The following is a 16,034-nucleotide window of genomic DNA, read 5'->3' as shown; positions in this document are numbered from 1 at the left end:
TCCGCAGTTTTTTGGCGAGGGGACGGGCTCGAGCCCGCCCCCTCGCCAAAAAACTGCGGCAGCGCTCCGATCGAAAGCTCGTCGTTACGCCGCACAATGTCTGTCGAAGATCACACGGGTAAGACAGGATCAAAGAATCCGGATAACACACAGCACTCCTCGGCCGCGTAGGCAGCCGAGCCGAACCGACCCGAGAGATCGCGGTCCAGCCTGTGCTTTGCCCCGGAAGCGTGGCCGTTCTCATGCAGCCAGACCCCGTAGAACGACGCGGCATCCCGGAAAGAAGCGAAGTCCGGCATGAACACCGTGTCCGAGGAAGGAACGTAGCAGGCTTCCGAACCGCCAAACACGGTCTTGATTCCGAGGTTGGCGATGAAGGCCTCGGCGTGGGCCAGACGCTCTTCCTCCGGCAAGATGCTCGTCGACGGACGTTCGTATCCATCCACCTGCGCGATGTTGAACACCGAGAAGGCCCGCGCGAACATCCGAACACGGCCGCTGTCGTCGCCGTCATCGTCATCCGTCGAGTCGGACGAAGCGATCTGCTTCCACAACACGACGGTGGTCGAGCGTTCGCCCTTGCGCACCTGCGCTCCGGCGTCCTGCCATTGCCGATAGGTGCCCCACAGGCCATCGCTGTAACCGTTGGCCATGGCTGCGACCCACAGCGCCACCGTGTTGATGCCGCGATAGCGGCGGCCAGATGCGACGTTGGTCGGGCGGGCGGCGCTGGTTCCGTTGTGGAACCACGGTGCGCGCCAATCACCGGCACCTTCTTCGATTGCCGCTATGATCTCGGCGGTGATGCGCGTGTAAACGTCGGCACGCGCTCCGGACTGTATCCTGGAAGACATCGTGATAGCTCCTTGGGAGCGACGCGAGCGCACGGGATCGCCACCGCTTGCGGGCGGCGTCGGGCTCAACGTCGGTGGAATGGGATCAGTGAAAAGCCGGTGAGACAGCTTGACTGTTTAGATAACGACCGTAATCTGGCCCCGTCACTGCTCGAAGCTCGAGACGGCCGTTCTCGACTTCGAGCGTCTTCACCTGCTCGGCGCGGTTTGAGGTCAGGCCGTACTGCAGATTGATGGCCGCAAGAGGGGCCGGGAGCTGGCGCAGATAGTGGGCCGGTGCGCCGACCAGGCTGGTAAGCTGGCCAAAACTCCAGTGCGTCGGCGCGACAGGCCTGTCTGAATCGGGCAGCATGAGCGTGAGACGTTCAGCATCGTCACGGCTGGCCTCAACGTGGATCCGTTGGGTTTCGACGACGCGCGTGCGGCTGCGCTGAGACCGGGCCTGCACTGCATCGCGTAGCTCGGTAAGTGACAGGAACCGCTCGTCGTCGGGCCGATTGAACCATTCCGACGAGACGCGGCCGATGCGCTCGCCACGGCTGACGTCTACCTTGTAACCGTCTCTAGGGTTCCGCGCCGGCGTTTGAATTTCTATCTGGGTCATGGCTGTTCTCCACGGCGGGCGCCAGGAGCCTCCCTCCCGGACCTCAACCCGCCATGACCCCGAAGGCCGTCCTCTTACTCTGATGGGAACTGCCGACCAGCGCGCGAAAGCCGGGCTTCGCCTCTGACCAAAGTGTGAATCCAGTTTCTGGTCAGCAACCGTTCACGGCCCGTTGCTGACCAATATTCATATATAATCTTCGGTCAGAAATCGGCCGATATCACACCTGCCATCCGACGCCTTGCTCGTATCCATGACCGCCGCCTAGGCGGCGCCGGCGGCCGTGCGGTACCCGCCGATTTTCTCGACATCGGGACGTCCAATCCGTCCAGAAGGCGCTGCACGGGTTGTGCGGTGGGGCGGCATCCGCCGGACCTATCGCGGTCTCTATGACAAACTGGAAGGTAGCACAGCTGACGGGCATGGGTGTTCCGCCCGGGACGTCGTTCATCGACTCCATCGCCCGGAGCGTTTCCGTTTAATCCGGGTCATATCGCATTCGGCAGGCGTAAAGAGCTCGATCCTTCAATTAGGCGGACCGGCTCGGCCCACGTCCATCGGCGCCCGAAAATCCTAACATAGGGGAACGGCAGATGGCAAAAAGGTCGATCAATTCGGGCTCACGGCGGATCGCTATTCCTCGTCGTCGCGCAAATCCGCCTCATAGTCCCGGCCGCCATAATAGACGCCAAGAATGTTCACCGTGTCGTCTGACATCGCAAACGCAATCGTTGCCTGTCGGCGGTATCCGACCGTCCGCAAACCCGCTCGAATATCGTCGCGCCGTGTGCCACGAGTGGGAACGCCGAGAATGTGCGGCAATATTTGACTATGGCGGCCGTGTATCGCTCCCCGATCGTCGGCGACGATCTCTCGGCAATGTCCCGATACAGCTTCACAAGCTGCGCCTCCGCCCTAGGCGAGAAGATGACGCGATGCGACATGCTCTCTACCGGGATTTCGACTGGCGCCCGGTCTCGGCTTTCAATGACGCCAACACCTGTTCGGGCGTCCGTCCCTTCGATGGATCCGCTTTCAGTTCGTCATAGGCGGCGGCAACCTCCGTGCGCAGCCAGGTATCGAGGGCCTTGTCACGCGCCTGCAAGGCGCGCAGGCCGTCACGGATAACTTCGCTCTCACTGGCATACTCGCCCGATGAAACCTTGGTCTTGACCATCTGCGCCATTTCATTCGGCAACGTGACGCTGAGCTGTTGTGTGCTGCGCATCGGTCACTCCCGTTCGGATCGCGCTAAATAGGATTGAACACTATCACATAATGCTTCGCCGGGAAAGTGCGTCAGCGTGACGACGCCCCACAGGATCTGGCGGTTCAGCTTTGCGCCCTTCGTTACCAGGCTGCGTAGGCCAACGTGGGGACATCCCAGACGATAGCTGGATGAGGACCATTGTTGGCGCAACACAGGTGGGCCGTTCAACAATGCAGACGCGCCTTTCCGACAAGACAATTGAAGAACTGGTCGTCGAGATGGCATCAAATGTGGTTTGCCCATGGTCTTCGAAAAGCCTGCAGCATAGTCAGTGCTCCTACGTCTTTGGGAAATATTAAGTAGGTAAGGAGCTCCCTCGGAGGATCGGCGAGAATGGCAGGGTCAAGAAACGGCCATTGCTCAGTCTTCAACATCTCCGGCGGCTCAAGATGACCCGCTGCTTCTATGCGCTCTCATTTGACCGCTGAAATGGCGCCGCCATATTGCGCGATTCTGTACAGCACATTCCCTAGTCAGCGACTGATCATCATCCACCCCGGTTTCCTGTCGCCTACGCGGCGATGCTCCGGACCCTTGAAGACCCATCCTTCCGAGCGCATATCATTCGCTTGCGTCGACTGCGTTTCGGCTGGTCGGGTGGCAACGCCGATTAGGTGTGGAGGATGTCATGAACGATAAATTTTTCGGCAGTCCCGTCTTCGTCAAGGATGGTCAGTTCACGATTGCGGAGATCGCTTCCATTGCCGATGCGTTGGATTTCCTCGATGAATGGCCGCTCGAACTCCAGGATATCCTCTATCAGACGACGAAGCGGGTCTGCCACGCTGCTCACGATGGCCGCCATCCACTCGATGCAGCTCGTGATGCCTTTGCCCAGTGGGCAAGGGCCGCAAATATCCTGGAAGACATCGCTCCGATTCCGGCCTGGATGACCGGACCAAAATCCGGCCCCGGAGGTGTTTTGGCGTAAGCATGATGGTTCCGCGGTTCCGCGCATCGTCTCGTCGACTAACACAGGGATCATGCCGGCACCCTACCCTGCCCTTCGCTCTGGCGGCGAAGCATTGGCTTTGAGCGCAGCCATAAGCATAGGGCCGACCGAAAATTCCCCGGCTCTCGCCTTGTCGGTCAGCGCCCGCAGGTAGCCACCCGCCGAGTTGATATGCTGAGCTCGTTGCAGGATGCAGGCGATGACGATCGCCGCCGTTTCCTGCCCCATCACGTGACAGGCGTCCTCATAGGCCGACGGCGAAACACCGAGATAACCTCTCACCTGCGCCGCGGTCACCATCAGATCGCGCCAGTTGGCGATGCCGCCGGGGGCGTAATCCGAAATTTCAGGGCAAGCTTTCAGCACAAGTCCAAGGTGATACGTCTTTGGCGGCTCCTGCGGTTCTCGTCTGGGCTCGGCCGATCCCCCGGCTTTCTCGAAAGCGGGTTCAAATTCAAAATGAGAGTCGGTATTTGAATCAGATTGCTGCGGTTCATTTTGAGACTCATTGGCGCTCGGATTCGTGTCATTCATGAGACTTTTCAATGCGATGTTGACTTCATCCCGGATCGCGTCGAGTGCTGCCGCGAACGGCTCCAGCTCGCTGATGCTTGCTTTCCGCGGAAGCTGATCCACGACGGCCCTGAACCGCCTCCAAAGGGCCTGCCAGGCACCTGGGGCACCTTCCTCGATCGCGGCCTCGATAAGCTTGGCGATGTCGCGGCGCTGCAACGTGATGCGCTCACGCATCAGCTTCAGCGCACGACTATCCGCACGGACGCGCTCGGCCGCTGCGTGGAACTCCTCGGAGCGGGACAGTAAAGGCGCCAGGGAGAAGCCGAAGGCCTCCTCCAACTCCCCTCCCCTGCCCTTGCGGGCATATCGCTTGCCGTTGGGGCTGTCCCTGCGAAAGATGATGCCGCACTCGAGCAGTGCAGCCAGGTGCCGGCGTAGCGTTGCGTTTGCCATGCCATGCGAGCGCAGCGACAACAACCTGTTCGACGGGAAGACGATCAGCCCGTTTTCTTCCGACAGCTCATCATCCGGATGGCATGATAGCAAACCGGCCAGTACGGCCAGCGCTCGGTCGCCAATGCCAACAATGGTCTTGCCCTCGCAGAGATCGCGATAGACCTGCCATTTGTCGACGGCCTTGCCTTCCGGAATCTCCTTGGCTTCCATCTGCGCTGCCATAAGGGCAAGCGACATCGGTCGGCTCCCGAAGGGAGTCGTTGCAATTTCCTTCTCCATTTTCCTTCACCTTCAATCAGGCAAAAGAAATCTGCTCGCCGAAACGACGCCAAGACTCTTGACAGTGATTCGCGGATTTGCGATTCTCGGAGTGCTTAGATCTGAGAAGGGCTTCCGCGCGGTGACGTTCGGGGGCCTTTTCTTTTGCGGTTTTAAGTCTCCTGCTTCGACTGCCTGTAAGCCTCGTAGAGGCTGTCCAGATTGCCTGTTATCCACTCTGCGAAAGGCTTCGCTTCGGCCTTCGTTATGTCGAGCAAAACGCCTTTCGTGCGTGATTTTGCGACGACGGCAACTGATTTGTCCGGAGGCGCCCAGGATGTGGCTTCCGCCGTGTTGGCGGGATTCCTGACCTTCAATTCAGCGTAAACGGCCTGGAACCTGTCATCGCTCTTCTGTGCAAGGAAATCAGGTTGTTGAATAAGCTTCAGGGCTTTTGCCCGTTTGCCATTCTCCTCGATCATGTCGGCCAGTTCAGCCCAGCGCAGGCGTCCGAGTGACGGCGCAGCGCCGATGGCCGCGATCAGCTCCGGCGGCAACCGCTTCGTCAGCGCAATCTGGCGAGACAGGGCGGCCTTGTCCACGCCAAGGGACGCCATGATGATTTCACGAGAGAACCCGCGCTCCTCGAGTCTCAAGGCAAAGAATGACCTCTCAATAAACGAGAGGTCGGTTCTAGCGTTGTTTTCCTGGCCTTGAGAGACGACGAGGAGTTCGTCAGTGAGATCGCGTACAACCGCCCTCACCTTCCTTCCGAGTTCCTTGGCGGCCGCCAATCGCCGATGGCCGTATGCAACCTGATAGCGGCCTTCACTTTCCGGATGCGGACGCACCAAAATGGGCACCTGCTGACCGTGTTCCCTGATCTGGGCAACTAGGGACGCCGTGTCCTCGGCGTCTACACTAAGGCGATCAACGACGAACGAGGAGTCGATCAAAGAGGCGTCGAGTTCGACGATCGTCTGACCTTCTGCTAGCTTTTTCTCAATCTCCTCGGCTCTGTGGGCGCGGGAATTGATGTTTTCAAGCGACTGAGAAATCGAGCCCAGTGGACTGGCAGGCCTGATTGGCCTCTCGAGACCAAGCAAGGGACGCCCCAGCTTCGGCTGCGCGAGCCCTGCAGCTGCTTTGGTGGTTTCCTGCTCCGGTGTGAGATCGAAAACGTTCTTTCGAGCCATAAGTTATTTCCTCCCCCACTTGGAGCGGATGAGGTCTTCGATTTCGCCGTTGACCTGTGTCAAGGATTCGAGAGCGCGATCATAGGTGCCGCGTGTGAAGGCAGACTTCTCAACTTCGTAGAGCGTCTGTTTGGTCAATCCGGCATCCGATATCGCGGTGGATTTCAACATCGAGTGCTCGAGGACCCGCTGACCGAAAATGGAACGCATAAAGCCTGCCATCTGGCTCTGCGGACCATCATTTGGCTCGTAGCGGGTAACGAGGTAGCGCAGCCAGTCGTACTCGGTGCTGCCGCCCGCGTTCTCGACCACCGCGAGCAAATCGCCCGTCATGGTCAGGAACTGGGACATTGACATGACATCCAGCATCTGCGGGTGAACGGTGATCAACACCGCAGTCGCCGCGCAGAGCGCCGACAGCGTCAAGAATCCAAGCTGGGGCGGGCAATCGATGATTACGACGTCGTATGCGTTTTCGATATCGGCGAGACTCTCCCCAATCCGGGAGAAGAACATCGACTTCTCGGTGCGGTCAGCCAACGCCTTGGGTGTCGTATGCTCGAATTCCATCAATTCCAGATTGCCCGGCACGCAATGCAAGCCAGGCGTATAAGTCTCACGTACGATTTCTGAGATGTGACGGCGGCTCTCGTCATATCGGATCGCGCCGTAGATTGTTTCCCCGTCTCCAACATCCAGTTCGGGCTGGTGGCCGAAAAGGGCCGACAGTGACGCCTGTGGGTCGAGGTCGATTGCCAGCACCCGATATCCTCGCAGCGCGAGATACTGAGCAAGGTGAGCGGAGGTCGTGGTCTTTCCAGACCCTCCCTTAAAATTCATCACACTGACGATCTGGAGCTTCTCGCCCGGTCGGCGATGCCGGACATACTTTGGCGCTCCCTTTCCACCCTCGTCGAGAACGCAACGCAGATTTTCGATATCGGCGACGGAGTACAGACGTCGACCGTTTGGCATTGGCTCCGGACCATGGCCTTCGGCGACGATCTGTCGGAGATAGCCTTCATGGATGCCAATGAAGTCGGCAGCTTCGGCCGGGGTGAACAAGCGTATCGTCTTTTGGGAAGTCGGCGGAAAAGTCCGCTGCTGGTGCGCCTGCAGTTGTCGAGACAACTCATTGGCGTCAGCCATGATCTGGCTACGAAGGTTCGAAACGACGACGTGCGTTTGGTCAAGGTGTGCGTTTACCAAAACTCTGCCCCTGATATCCGCGCTTATTTCGACGTCCACGCCAAAAATGCGCTGATCATATAAGCCAGATTCGGAGGCCGGTGGCAAATCTTTTAAAGCTAACAAAAAGTTAACGCTACCCCGGCTGTCCAAAAGCGACAGAGTTGTACATGTGCAACTCGACCGGGCGACTGTTTAAAGCTCTTTCCCTGTCCCCTCTGATGTGCGTGTAGCAGCACAGCCTACATCTCACGCGCCACTTCAGGCGGAAAGTTGTACATGTGCAACCTGGCAGGTCACCACGCGTAGACATACGCATCGGAGGCCTTACCCCGCATGTTCGCGGCAACTGGAATCTTCAACGTCACGAATCTCCTCTCCGACAAGCCTGCATTGAGAACCTCCGTTGGCAGATTGCCGATCGTTCGAACGCGTGAAGCAGACTGTGAATCGGAGGGCAGAGCGTGGCTTCCGCAGTCGGTCGACATCTGCACGTTCCGGGTTCCAGCTGGACATGATTATCGCGCCATATGTATCAAAGTGAGCGGCTCGCGAAATCCAAACTAGTCGTGAACGTGATTGCCTAGATCTAAGAGAGGTCTACGAGAGCAGTTGGCGTTGAAGAACAACTCGTTTGCCTCAAGCGCTCTTGAAGGTTTCGGGATTGTCTCGATTGGCCACCAGAAGATAGGCAGTCGTCGACAAGGAGTCTCCATCGTTTGCCTGCTGCGAGGGCGATGAAGCCGAGCTAATTTACCCGATCAGAGGGTCCATAGAGGCATTCGGATCACGTTGAGAAACTGCACCTGATTCCAGAGCGCAATAGATAGCTTCAGAGTCGGGCGACGGCGCCCTTGCCATCGCGGCATCCGTGCCTGCGCGCGCGGTCCTCTCCGCAGCCGGCTGTTCAGCGCATGTGCGGCAGGAAAATAGAGCGACAGCGCAGAGCTCTTTAGGATGTCCACGGATTGTAAAGATCGATCCCGAAGCCTTCGAAATCCTTCGTGTTGCGGGTGGCCAAGGTGAGCTGTTTCGCGATCGCTGTCGCGGCGATCAAGCCATCCATGGATGACAGACCGCGACCGCGACGCTTGGCCAGGGCCATCAGATCACCCCAGGCCAGAGCGATCGGCTCGTCAACATGGAGAACCCTTTGCTGGAAACGCTGCGGCAGATCCTGCGCCAGCCATTTGGTCAGAGTCCCGCGTTTCCGGCCTTCGTCCATGAGGGCGACGCCGCGCCGGATCTCGGCAATCGACACAACGCTGATGAAAGAACGGTCCTCATCGAGCTGGTCTAGCCATTCCAGAACGTTTGGGTCGGGGGTTGGCTTCGTCACCTCAGACAGGACGTTCGTATCGAGCAACAGCCTCACAGCCGCAGATCACGCGGTTCGTCTCGCTGGCGCTCGAGGTCGAGATCGGCGCCGCTCAGCGGTGATTCCATAAGGAACTCCGCAAGCGTGCCCTTGCGCACCGTCTTGCGATGCCATTCCTCGGCTGAGACGACGACGACGCTTGGCTTGCCGTTCCGGGTGATCGTTTGAGGTGCAGACTGTGCGCGCTCGATGACTTCCGACAGCCGGGCTTTGGCTCCGGCGACGGTCCAGCTAGTATCTTTCTTGGGTGCAGATAGCATTGTTTGCCTCCGTGACCACCTTGACTATCCTGACTATATGGGATTGCCCATACGGCTGCAACAGGGCAGATGGGGTATTCGGCTTGAGCCTCATCTTCACACGCCGGTGGGCTGTAGAGGGGTGCTGCGCTTCGAGCGATGATAGAACGTGGTCATGTTTTTCAACAGCCACAAGCATCGGAAGGGAAGCGCAGCATGAAACACTATAGCGGCCTCGACGTATCGGTGAAAGAGACGTCGATTTGCATCATTGATGAAACCGGCAGGATTTGCCGCGAGATCAAGGTGGTCAGCCATCCTGACGACCTGGTGGCCGTGCTACGAGATCCTGCCTGGAATTTGGAGCGCATCGGGCTTGAAGCGGGGCCGCTGTCGCAATGGCTGTTCGAAGGCCTCGCCAGGGCCGGGCTGCCGGTGATCTGCATCGAGACGCGCCATACCAAGGCATTCCTGAAAGCCCAGCCGAACAAGACCGACCGCAACGATGCGCGCGGCATCGCGCAGATGATGCGGGTCAACCTGTTCCGGCCTGTGCATGTGAAGACGCTGACCAGCCAGAAACGGCGGGCCTTGCTGACGGCGCGCAAGCTGCTGCAGGAGAAGGCGATCGCGATTGAGAACGACCTGCGCGGCCTGCTGCGCAATTTCGGGCTGAAGGTCGGGATTGTAGGCGCCATGAAGTTCGAGGAGCGCATCCGGGAGCTCGTGGATGACATGCCCGACATCCGGGAAATCATGGAGCCGTTATTGGCGGCACGGCAGAAACTGCGTGACGAATTCACCCGATTGCACAAGAAGGTTGTCGACATCGCGCGCGATGACAAGACATGTCGACTGCTTATGACGATCCCGGGAGTAGGGCCCATTGTATCGGTTGCCTTCACCAGCACGATCGACATTCCTCAGCGGTTCAGGAACTCAAAGACCGTCGGCGCGGTATTGGGTCTGACACCCAGGATGAACGAGTCCGGCGAGAGCAAGCGCGCGGGGAAAGTCTCCTGTTGCGGAGATGGCATGATGCGGATGCTGCTTCATGAAGCGGCGCAAACCCTGCTCTCGGTCGTCAGGAAGTGGTCATGGTTGAAAGCCTGGGCGATGTCTGTCGCCAGGCGGCGAGGGCGGGCCAAGGCGATCACCGCACTGGCGCGCAGGCTGGCTGTGATCATGCACCGCATGTGGAGCAACGGCACAGAGTTCTGCTGGACACGGGCGGAGCTTGCGGGCGCATCACACGCGTGATCGGCCGCGTTTCCATCAATACTGAGATTAACCAGTTCCGCGGTCCGCGGACAAATGTCCCTCGCAGGACGATGAGTGAAGCAAGTTCGGCCCTCCCCTGGTATCGATCGGATCGACCGATCAGAACGCGTGGGAGATTGTTCTGCTTCATTCTTCTGACCCCATAGTGGGAGCGCCGACTGGCGCATCCCGGAGAGAAGCAAGACCCTGCGAAGGCCCTTGACCTAACCGCCAACAACAAGATCGAAAATCGCTTGACCTCAACCAGCCAAATAGAGAAGGGGAGGGGGCATTTCAGAGCCCGGACGCCTTGGTGAGGTTGACTCGGAACCGATCGCGCCGGCGCTGGTATCCCCGGGTCATCTCGGCGCTCGCGTGCCCGAGCTGTTTCTGCACATAGCGTTCGTCGACCTCGGCTGAGGAGGCCAAGCCGGCGCGGAGCGAATGGCCGGCGAACATCATTCCGCGTTCGCCCTCCGGCAGATCGCCGCGCACACCGGCCGCCAGCGCGGTTCGCTTGACTAGGCGGGCGACCTCCTGGTCGTTGAGCCGATTGGCGCCGACGGCCTTACCCCGGCCGGTGACGCGCCGAAACAGGGGACCGTGCGCGATGCGCGCGAGCTTGAGCCAGGTCTCGAGCGCAACCACCGGGCAGGTCGCATCGGAGGAGCCGCGCCCGACCTCGACCTCACGCCAGCCGGTTTTGCCGCGCAGGCGCAGCAGCATGCCCTTGTCGAGGATCTCGATCCAGCCGGAGGAATCCTCGGTCTGGTCGCGGCCGACATCGAGGCCCACAACCTCGGAGCGGCGCAGGCCGCCAGCAAAGCCGAGCAGGAGCATCGCGCGATCGCGCAGGCCGCGCAGGGCGCCGCGGTCGAGCGTTTCCAGCATGGCGATAAGGTCCTCGGGCAGCACCGCCTCTTTCTGGCGGGGCGGGGCGGCGTGTTTGTTGCGGATGCCGGCCATGACAGTCGCGATATGACGGTCCTTCCTGTCCAGCGGCTGGCCACGCTGGGCAAAATTCCAGGTCAGGGAGGAGAGCTTGCGCTCGATCGTCGACACCGATTTTTTGTCCCCCGAGGCTGAGCCTGTTGCACTGCCGGACGCAAGCGCGGTGATGTAGAGCCCGACCACGTGGGGATCGGGCGGCATGATCGAAAAACCTTGCCGGCGGCACCAGCTCGCAAAATGCTTCCAGTCCGAGGCATAGGCGCGCCGCGTATTGCCCGAGCTCGCCGCCTCGACATAGTCGCGGGCGCGATCGGCCAACGCATCCAGATGCGCCGGCAGGCGGGGATTGGCGACGGCCGGAAGAGGGGAGGGGGCTTCGCCCGCGTTTCCGGTAGACGCCTCATCAGTGGGGGTCATGCCCATGGCGCGAACCATCTCGACGATGTCGGGCAACTCTTCCTCTGTCTCATCCATGCCATGGCTTTCCGCTCGCACGATTCATGCCTGAGAATCATATTTGGTCCGGCAGGCGCTTGTCCACGAACTCAGGGATCTGGCGCGTCTTGAATAAGATAGCACCGAGTGCTATCTTTCGCCATGCCTGATCGAGTCTTCAAAACAGCCTGGTGCGCCAGTGCGGCGCGCAAGGCGCGGCTTTCGGATGCCGCGCTTCTACGTGCTGCCAGGGAGGCTGTGCAAGGCAAGGCGGACGATCTGGGTGGAGGCGTTTTCAAGAAGCGGCTCGGCGACAATCGGCTTCGGTCGATCCTGCTCGCCAAGGGCGGTGAATTCTTGGTCTACGTCTATCTGTTCGTCAAGCAGGACAGGGGCGAACATCGATGACGACGAATTGCGTGCGTTTCGCGAGCTGGCAGCGCTGTATCGGCGTAAATCCGCCACGGATCTGGACGCGGAATTGATTGCTGGAGCTTTGACGGAGATAGCCATTGGCCACTAAGCGGAAGTTCAAGAGCAGCGCCTTCGAGGCAATCCATAGCGCGGTGGAAGGCATGGTGCGTGCCGGCACGGTCAACAAACAGACTCTGCGGTCCTTTGACGAAAGGTGCCTGTCGATGCCGGTGGAGTTCGACGCCAGGAAGATCAAGGCGCTGCGCGAGCGCAATCACGTCAGCCAGCCGGTGTTCGCACGCCATCTGAACACGTCGGAATCGACGGTGCAGAAATGGGAAAGCGGCGTCAAGCGGCCGAGCGGCATGGCGTTGAAGCTTTTAACCGTAGTCGAAAAGCACGGCCTTGACGTCCTGAGATAGGCTGTCACTCTGCTTGGATGAGTGGACTGTATGCCTTTATTTTGTAACATTCACCGCTCACCTTAATTCCGTGGATTCGTCCAGGTTAGGTGGATTCTTACCCCTGATTTGGTGGACGAAGGCGATGGCGACAGTGATGGGTCGTAACCCCGCACAAGCTCGCGGCCGACAATGCCGACTGGCGCGGTAGCGTCCGAGGCCATCATTCGCCTCCGGCATCCAAGGATCGCATGTCCCCCGCCGATATAGGCCTGGCATGCCGCCAGCTCGGTATAAAACCGGCACGTCTTTGTGAACTTCTCGGTCGATATCGGGCTTCCCCTGTCGCGAGTTCGCTGCTCGGCCACAATCCCGATCCGGCGGAAAGGACGACGGCGCTCGATCATCGATACTGAGTTCGGCTTCTTGTCGTGGTCGCCTTTCCCGAGGCACGATGGAGACGGTTGCGCGATTGGTTGAGGCTTCCGGGCTGTCCGGCGGCTGTTTGGCAGCATTCTGACAGCCGTCGTTTGTACGCCTTTAAGACACATCGGCTTGACGCGCGGGCACTGCTCAGCTACATCGGGACAAGAGAGTAAAGGGGGTTCTTATGCCTCGGGCAGCGGTTGAAGCGAATGAACGGATGAACTTGCGGGTGGCAGCGCAGCAGAAGGCCACGCTGATGCGGGCGGCCGCGCTTGTGCATGCGGATTTGACGGAGTTCGTCACCCGTGCGGCCTTGCGCGAGGCCGAAGCGGTGATCGAGAGCGCCGAGAGGATAGTGGTCTCGGAGCGGGATTTCCTGCACATTCTGAAGCTTCTGGACAACCCCCCGCCGCCGAACGAAAAACTGCGGGCCGCGATCGCCGCATTGCCGCGTGACCGATGAGTCTTCCGGCATGGCATGAGGAGCCGATCGCGAAGGAGCACGATCGGAGCAGCTTCGATTGCGGTGACGCGGACATGAACCAGTTTCTGGCCCGTTATGCGCGCCAGAGCCATGAGCAGAACGCCACCAAGACCTATTGCGCAATCGAAACGGCCCGGCCAGAGCGGATCCTTGGATTCTATTCGATCGCGCCGTCGGCAGTGGCCCACGCAGCCGTCCCGGCGCGGATGATCAAGGGATTGGCGCGCCATGACGTTCCGGGCTTTCTGCTGGCGCGCATCGCCACCGACAGATCGGTAGCGGGGCAGGGGCTGGGTGGCCAACTGCTGGTTGCCGCAGCCAGGCGGTGCCTGCGGCTGGTGGCGGAGGGTGGCGGCATCCTTTTGATCATCGACGCCAAGAACGAGCGTGCGGCCGACTGGTACGCGTCGTTTGGGGCCGAGCGCCTGCAGGGCCAGCCCGAAGGCCAGCCTTTACGGCTGGTCATTCATCTGTCGACATTCGCGGCGGACTTGCGGGCTACTGGCCATCTTTGAACGACTGTCGTCCGCCGTGGATGGCCGCGGGGCGATTTTTTCGAGCCACCCAGAAGACGAGCGGTTTCGGGGCTTGCGATGCGTTGCCGGTCACGCGGGCGAGAAAAACCTCTGTACGGCCTATATGGCCGAAATCGCCGATTTTGCGGCACGGCACGATCGGCGGGCAGGACGGGCCGCGCGCATCTTGAGCAAGGCCCGGGATTGTGCTATACAAAGGCCTGTAGTCGCTGACGGGCGCCCGATTGGACGTCAAATGGTTGTTGGCCACCACCGTAGAGCCGGAGGACGGCCCGCAACATCGGCGCCGCGCCGGCAATCTCAAGAAATCCGCTCCAAAAACGCCCCGGCGAACGGGATTCCATGGCTTTTTAAAAACGACCGATAAGGCAACATTATCAGTCATTATGTGATGAAGACAAGCCGTGCGGATAACTGCGAAGAATCTGGCCTAAACCGCACCGATGCAGTAGTCTTGCGGACATGGATTCGTCTTTCGCCACCGCCTTTCCGAGATCCGCGCCACCGGCCCTGCTGCCCGCCTGGTCTGTTCCGCGCGGACGTGATTTGGCAGAGACGGATGCGGCGTTTCATGCCGGTATCGCGCTGAAATCACTTGATGATCTTGTGCGTTCCGAACCGAACTGGGCCGGCTGCTGGCGGCAGCGCCAGGCGCTGAAATGCGCCGCAACGGCCGTGCGACTGATGGGCCGCAACGAGGACGAAACGGCGCTGCGGGTGGCGTCGCCTTAACGGGCTGTTTGCACCGACTTGCTATCGGGCTTTGATGACCGAGACCTCGCTTGCCCACTTCAAACGCCACCGGTTTCCCGCTGAGATCATTGCTCATGCTGTCTGGCTCTATTATCGGTTCCCGCTCAGCTTCCGTGATATTGAGGATCTGTTGGCGGAGCGCGGCATCAGCGTCTCATTTCAGACCGTCTCGGAATGGGCGGCGAAATTTGGCGTGAAGTTCGCCCATCAGCTCCGACGCCGCTCACGAGGCCACTTTGCCGACAAATGGCACCTCGATGAGATGGTGGTGACGATCAAGGGAAAGAAATACTGGCTGTGGCGCGCTGTCGATACCAACGGTTACGTCCTCGATGCCCTGCTGCAAAGCCGAAGGAACAAGGCGGCCGCTATGCGTTTGATGCGCAAGCTGCTCAAGGACCAGGGTACCGCCCCGCGTGTGATGGTGACCGACAAGCTGCGTTCCTATTCCGCCGCAAAATCCCAGTTGATGCCGGGCGTCGAGCATCGCTCGCACAAAGGGCTCAATAATCGGGCCGAGAATTCTCACCTTCCCGTGCGACGACGCGAGCGACGCATGATGCGCTTCAAATCCGCGCGCCAATGTCAGCGTTTCGTCTCAGCTCACGGCCAGATTGCCAATCTCTTTCTTCTTCACCGGAAATACTTGACCGCCGCAGACCATCGCCAGCTTCGCGCTCACGTCATCTCGACATGGCGCGAAATCGCTTCATCCATTGGCGCGTGAAATTCTAGCGGAAGAAACTATCGCGTCTCAAAATCGGTTAAGGCGACGCCACCACGCGGAGAGTTCACAGCGTTCCATTGGCGGCATGTTTCAGCGCCCGAACGCCGTTCAGATTCGCATAACGCTCGATGAGATCGAGCCTGAGATCTGGCGTCGCCTTGTCCTGCCATTGGACTGGACTCTCGAGCAGCTCCATCTGGCGATCCAGGCTGCCTTCAATTGGTGGAACTATCACCTCCACGAATTCCGGATTGGTGGTCTGCGCTTCGGCGATGTCGCGCTTCTCACGGAAGATTCGTTCGACGATGATCCCCGCATCTTCGATTTCCGTGAGGTCCGGATGCGTGATTTCGGACCGGGATCGGCATTCATCTATGCCTACGACTTCGGCGACAATTGGCGCCACGTCGTGGAGATCGAAAAATTCCTTGTTCTCGATGCAACTCCAAAGCATGGCATGTGTATCGATGGCGCCCGCGCCAGGCCACCGGAGGATGTTGGCGGAACACTGGGTTACGAGCGGTTTTTGGCGATCCTCGCAGACCATGAAGATCCGGAGTATGCGGAAACGAAGCGCTGGTGCGGCGGTCACTTTGACCCGGAATGGTTCGACCTGTCGATCATAGACAAGGATGTCCGCAATGCCCTGCGGCCGAATGTGCGACGGCGTCTTCATCAGCCTAAGCCCAAACGCGCCAATCATTGAGCGCGGCAGAAAAAGATCTTACTTCCGCGG

General features: G+C 59.7%; 17 protein-coding genes and 2 pseudogenes. 9 read left to right on the top strand and 10 right to left on the bottom strand.

Annotated elements, in window-relative coordinates; all coding sequences use genetic code 11:
- Positions 1 to 110 precede the first annotated feature (110 nt).
- The 4 genes and pseudogenes from AC5I5B_RS11315 to AC5I5B_RS11300 form a co-directional block, all read right to left on the bottom strand.
- The gene (locus tag AC5I5B_RS11315) at positions 111 to 854 is read right to left on the bottom strand and encodes an ArdC family protein (protein ID WP_495752665.1); all 744 of its coding nucleotides are present in this window, start codon (positions 852 to 854) and stop codon (positions 111 to 113) included.
- 103 nt (positions 855 to 957) lie between these two features.
- A pseudogene (locus AC5I5B_RS11310) lies at positions 958 to 1,458 on the bottom strand (hypothetical protein); the annotation flags it as partial.
- A 698-nt stretch (positions 1,459 to 2,156) separates the two neighbouring features.
- Positions 2,157 to 2,402: a type II toxin-antitoxin system RelE/ParE family toxin gene (locus AC5I5B_RS11305; RefSeq protein ID WP_495752664.1), complete on the bottom strand. Its 246-nt coding sequence runs from the start codon at positions 2,400 to 2,402 to the stop codon at positions 2,157 to 2,159.
- A 5-nt stretch (positions 2,403 to 2,407) separates the two neighbouring features.
- Positions 2,408 to 2,686, bottom strand: coding sequence for a type II toxin-antitoxin system ParD family antitoxin (locus tag AC5I5B_RS11300; protein WP_495752663.1), 279 nt, complete (start codon positions 2,684 to 2,686; stop codon positions 2,408 to 2,410).
- A 670-nt stretch (positions 2,687 to 3,356) separates the two neighbouring features.
- Here AC5I5B_RS11300 and AC5I5B_RS11295 point away from each other — a divergent pair.
- A complete protein-coding gene (locus tag AC5I5B_RS11295; protein ID WP_495752662.1) occupies positions 3,357 to 3,659 on the top strand; it encodes a DUF982 domain-containing protein in 303 nt (100 codons plus the stop codon).
- Between the two features lie 63 nt (positions 3,660 to 3,722).
- Here AC5I5B_RS11295 and repC read toward each other — a convergent pair whose 3' ends face one another.
- The 5 genes from repC to AC5I5B_RS11270 form a co-directional block, all read right to left on the bottom strand.
- Complete coding sequence (gene repC, locus AC5I5B_RS11290) at positions 3,723 to 4,931, bottom strand: plasmid replication protein RepC (protein ID WP_495752661.1); 1,209 nt, start codon at positions 4,929 to 4,931, stop codon at positions 3,723 to 3,725.
- Between the two features lie 152 nt (positions 4,932 to 5,083).
- The gene (gene repB / locus AC5I5B_RS11285; RefSeq protein WP_495752660.1) at positions 5,084 to 6,106 is read right to left on the bottom strand and encodes a plasmid partitioning protein RepB; all 1,023 of its coding nucleotides are present in this window, start codon (positions 6,104 to 6,106) and stop codon (positions 5,084 to 5,086) included.
- A gap of 3 nt (positions 6,107 to 6,109) precedes the next feature.
- A complete protein-coding gene (repA, locus tag AC5I5B_RS11280; protein ID WP_495752659.1) occupies positions 6,110 to 7,255 on the bottom strand; it encodes a plasmid partitioning protein RepA in 1,146 nt (381 codons plus the stop codon).
- Between the two features lie 991 nt (positions 7,256 to 8,246).
- Positions 8,247 to 8,669 (bottom strand): type II toxin-antitoxin system VapC family toxin, encoded by a 423-nt coding sequence (locus tag AC5I5B_RS11275; protein ID WP_495752658.1) that lies wholly within the window; start codon positions 8,667 to 8,669, stop codon positions 8,247 to 8,249.
- The gene (locus AC5I5B_RS11270; RefSeq protein WP_495752657.1) at positions 8,666 to 8,932 is read right to left on the bottom strand and encodes a type II toxin-antitoxin system prevent-host-death family antitoxin; all 267 of its coding nucleotides are present in this window, start codon (positions 8,930 to 8,932) and stop codon (positions 8,666 to 8,668) included. Before AC5I5B_RS11270 ends, AC5I5B_RS11275 begins: the two co-directional genes overlap by 4 nt.
- Before the next feature lie 195 nt (positions 8,933 to 9,127).
- On the opposite strand from AC5I5B_RS11270, the gene AC5I5B_RS11265 reads away from it, so the two are divergent.
- The gene (locus AC5I5B_RS11265; protein WP_495752656.1) at positions 9,128 to 10,171 is read left to right on the top strand and encodes an IS110 family RNA-guided transposase; all 1,044 of its coding nucleotides are present in this window, start codon (positions 9,128 to 9,130) and stop codon (positions 10,169 to 10,171) included.
- A gap of 294 nt (positions 10,172 to 10,465) precedes the next feature.
- On the opposite strand, the gene AC5I5B_RS11260 is transcribed toward AC5I5B_RS11265, so the two are convergent.
- Positions 10,466 to 11,596: a tyrosine-type recombinase/integrase gene (locus AC5I5B_RS11260; RefSeq protein ID WP_495752655.1), complete on the bottom strand. Its 1,131-nt coding sequence runs from the start codon at positions 11,594 to 11,596 to the stop codon at positions 10,466 to 10,468.
- A 123-nt stretch (positions 11,597 to 11,719) separates the two neighbouring features.
- Here AC5I5B_RS11260 and AC5I5B_RS11255 point away from each other — a divergent pair.
- The 7 genes and pseudogenes from AC5I5B_RS11255 to AC5I5B_RS11225 all read left to right on the top strand — a co-directional run bounded on the left by AC5I5B_RS11255 (position 11,720) and on the right by AC5I5B_RS11225 (position 16,004).
- Positions 11,720 to 12,080, top strand: a pseudogene (locus tag AC5I5B_RS11255) (type II toxin-antitoxin system RelE/ParE family toxin).
- Positions 12,070 to 12,393, top strand: coding sequence for a helix-turn-helix domain-containing protein (locus tag AC5I5B_RS11250; protein ID WP_495752654.1), 324 nt, complete (start codon positions 12,070 to 12,072; stop codon positions 12,391 to 12,393). Before AC5I5B_RS11255 ends, AC5I5B_RS11250 begins: the two are co-directional and overlap by 11 nt.
- A gap of 589 nt (positions 12,394 to 12,982) precedes the next feature.
- Complete coding sequence (locus AC5I5B_RS11245; protein ID WP_495752653.1) at positions 12,983 to 13,261, top strand: type II toxin-antitoxin system TacA family antitoxin; 279 nt, start codon at positions 12,983 to 12,985, stop codon at positions 13,259 to 13,261.
- Entirely contained in the window at positions 13,258 to 13,797 is a 540-nt protein-coding gene (locus tag AC5I5B_RS11240; protein WP_495752652.1) for an N-acetyltransferase, read from the top strand. The genes AC5I5B_RS11245 and AC5I5B_RS11240 overlap by 4 nt, the downstream gene beginning before the upstream one ends.
- A 567-nt stretch (positions 13,798 to 14,364) precedes the next feature.
- Positions 14,365 to 14,550 (top strand): DUF1403 family protein, encoded by a 186-nt coding sequence (locus AC5I5B_RS11235; protein WP_370643881.1) that lies wholly within the window; start codon positions 14,365 to 14,367, stop codon positions 14,548 to 14,550.
- A gap of 34 nt (positions 14,551 to 14,584) precedes the next feature.
- Positions 14,585 to 15,298, top strand: a complete 714-nt coding sequence (locus AC5I5B_RS11230; protein ID WP_112590951.1) for an IS6 family transposase — start codon at positions 14,585 to 14,587, stop codon at positions 15,296 to 15,298.
- An 85-nt stretch (positions 15,299 to 15,383) separates the two neighbouring features.
- Complete coding sequence (locus AC5I5B_RS11225) at positions 15,384 to 16,004, top strand: plasmid pRiA4b ORF-3 family protein (protein WP_495752651.1); 621 nt, start codon at positions 15,384 to 15,386, stop codon at positions 16,002 to 16,004.
- Positions 16,005 to 16,034 lie beyond the last annotated feature (30 nt).

It is taken from the genome of Agrobacterium sp. (assembly GCF_059499945.1).
Note: the sequence above shows the minus strand (reverse complement) of the source record. Positions and strands in the feature narration are given on the sequence as shown.

What these genes read in the sequence shown, in the direction of transcription:
- AC5I5B_RS11315 (WP_495752665.1), bottom strand. Translation starts at nt 854, where the DNA reads ATGTCTTCCAGGATACAGTCCGGAGCGCGTGCCGACGTTTACACGCGC.
- AC5I5B_RS11305 (WP_495752664.1), bottom strand. Translation starts at nt 2,402, where the DNA reads ATGTCGCATCGCGTCATCTTCTCGCCTAGGGCGGAGGCGCAGCTTGTG.
- AC5I5B_RS11300 (WP_495752663.1), bottom strand. Translation starts at nt 2,686, where the DNA reads ATGCGCAGCACACAACAGCTCAGCGTCACGTTGCCGAATGAAATGGCG.
- AC5I5B_RS11295 (WP_495752662.1), top strand. Translation starts at nt 3,357, where the DNA reads ATGAACGATAAATTTTTCGGCAGTCCCGTCTTCGTCAAGGATGGTCAG.
- repC (WP_495752661.1), bottom strand. Translation starts at nt 4,931, where the DNA reads ATGGAGAAGGAAATTGCAACGACTCCCTTCGGGAGCCGACCGATGTCG.
- repB (WP_495752660.1), bottom strand. Translation starts at nt 6,106, where the DNA reads ATGGCTCGAAAGAACGTTTTCGATCTCACACCGGAGCAGGAAACCACC.
- repA (WP_495752659.1), bottom strand. Translation starts at nt 7,255, where the DNA reads ATGGCTGACGCCAATGAGTTGTCTCGACAACTGCAGGCGCACCAGCAG.
- AC5I5B_RS11270 (WP_495752657.1), bottom strand. Translation starts at nt 8,932, where the DNA reads ATGCTATCTGCACCCAAGAAAGATACTAGCTGGACCGTCGCCGGAGCC.
- AC5I5B_RS11265 (WP_495752656.1), top strand. Translation starts at nt 9,128, where the DNA reads ATGAAACACTATAGCGGCCTCGACGTATCGGTGAAAGAGACGTCGATT.
- AC5I5B_RS11260 (WP_495752655.1), bottom strand. Translation starts at nt 11,596, where the DNA reads ATGGATGAGACAGAGGAAGAGTTGCCCGACATCGTCGAGATGGTTCGC.
- AC5I5B_RS11245 (WP_495752653.1), top strand. Translation starts at nt 12,983, where the DNA reads ATGCCTCGGGCAGCGGTTGAAGCGAATGAACGGATGAACTTGCGGGTG.
- AC5I5B_RS11240 (WP_495752652.1), top strand. Translation starts at nt 13,258, where the DNA reads ATGAGTCTTCCGGCATGGCATGAGGAGCCGATCGCGAAGGAGCACGAT.
- AC5I5B_RS11230 (WP_112590951.1), top strand. Translation starts at nt 14,585, where the DNA reads ATGACCGAGACCTCGCTTGCCCACTTCAAACGCCACCGGTTTCCCGCT.
- AC5I5B_RS11225 (WP_495752651.1), top strand. Translation starts at nt 15,384, where the DNA reads ATGTTTCAGCGCCCGAACGCCGTTCAGATTCGCATAACGCTCGATGAG.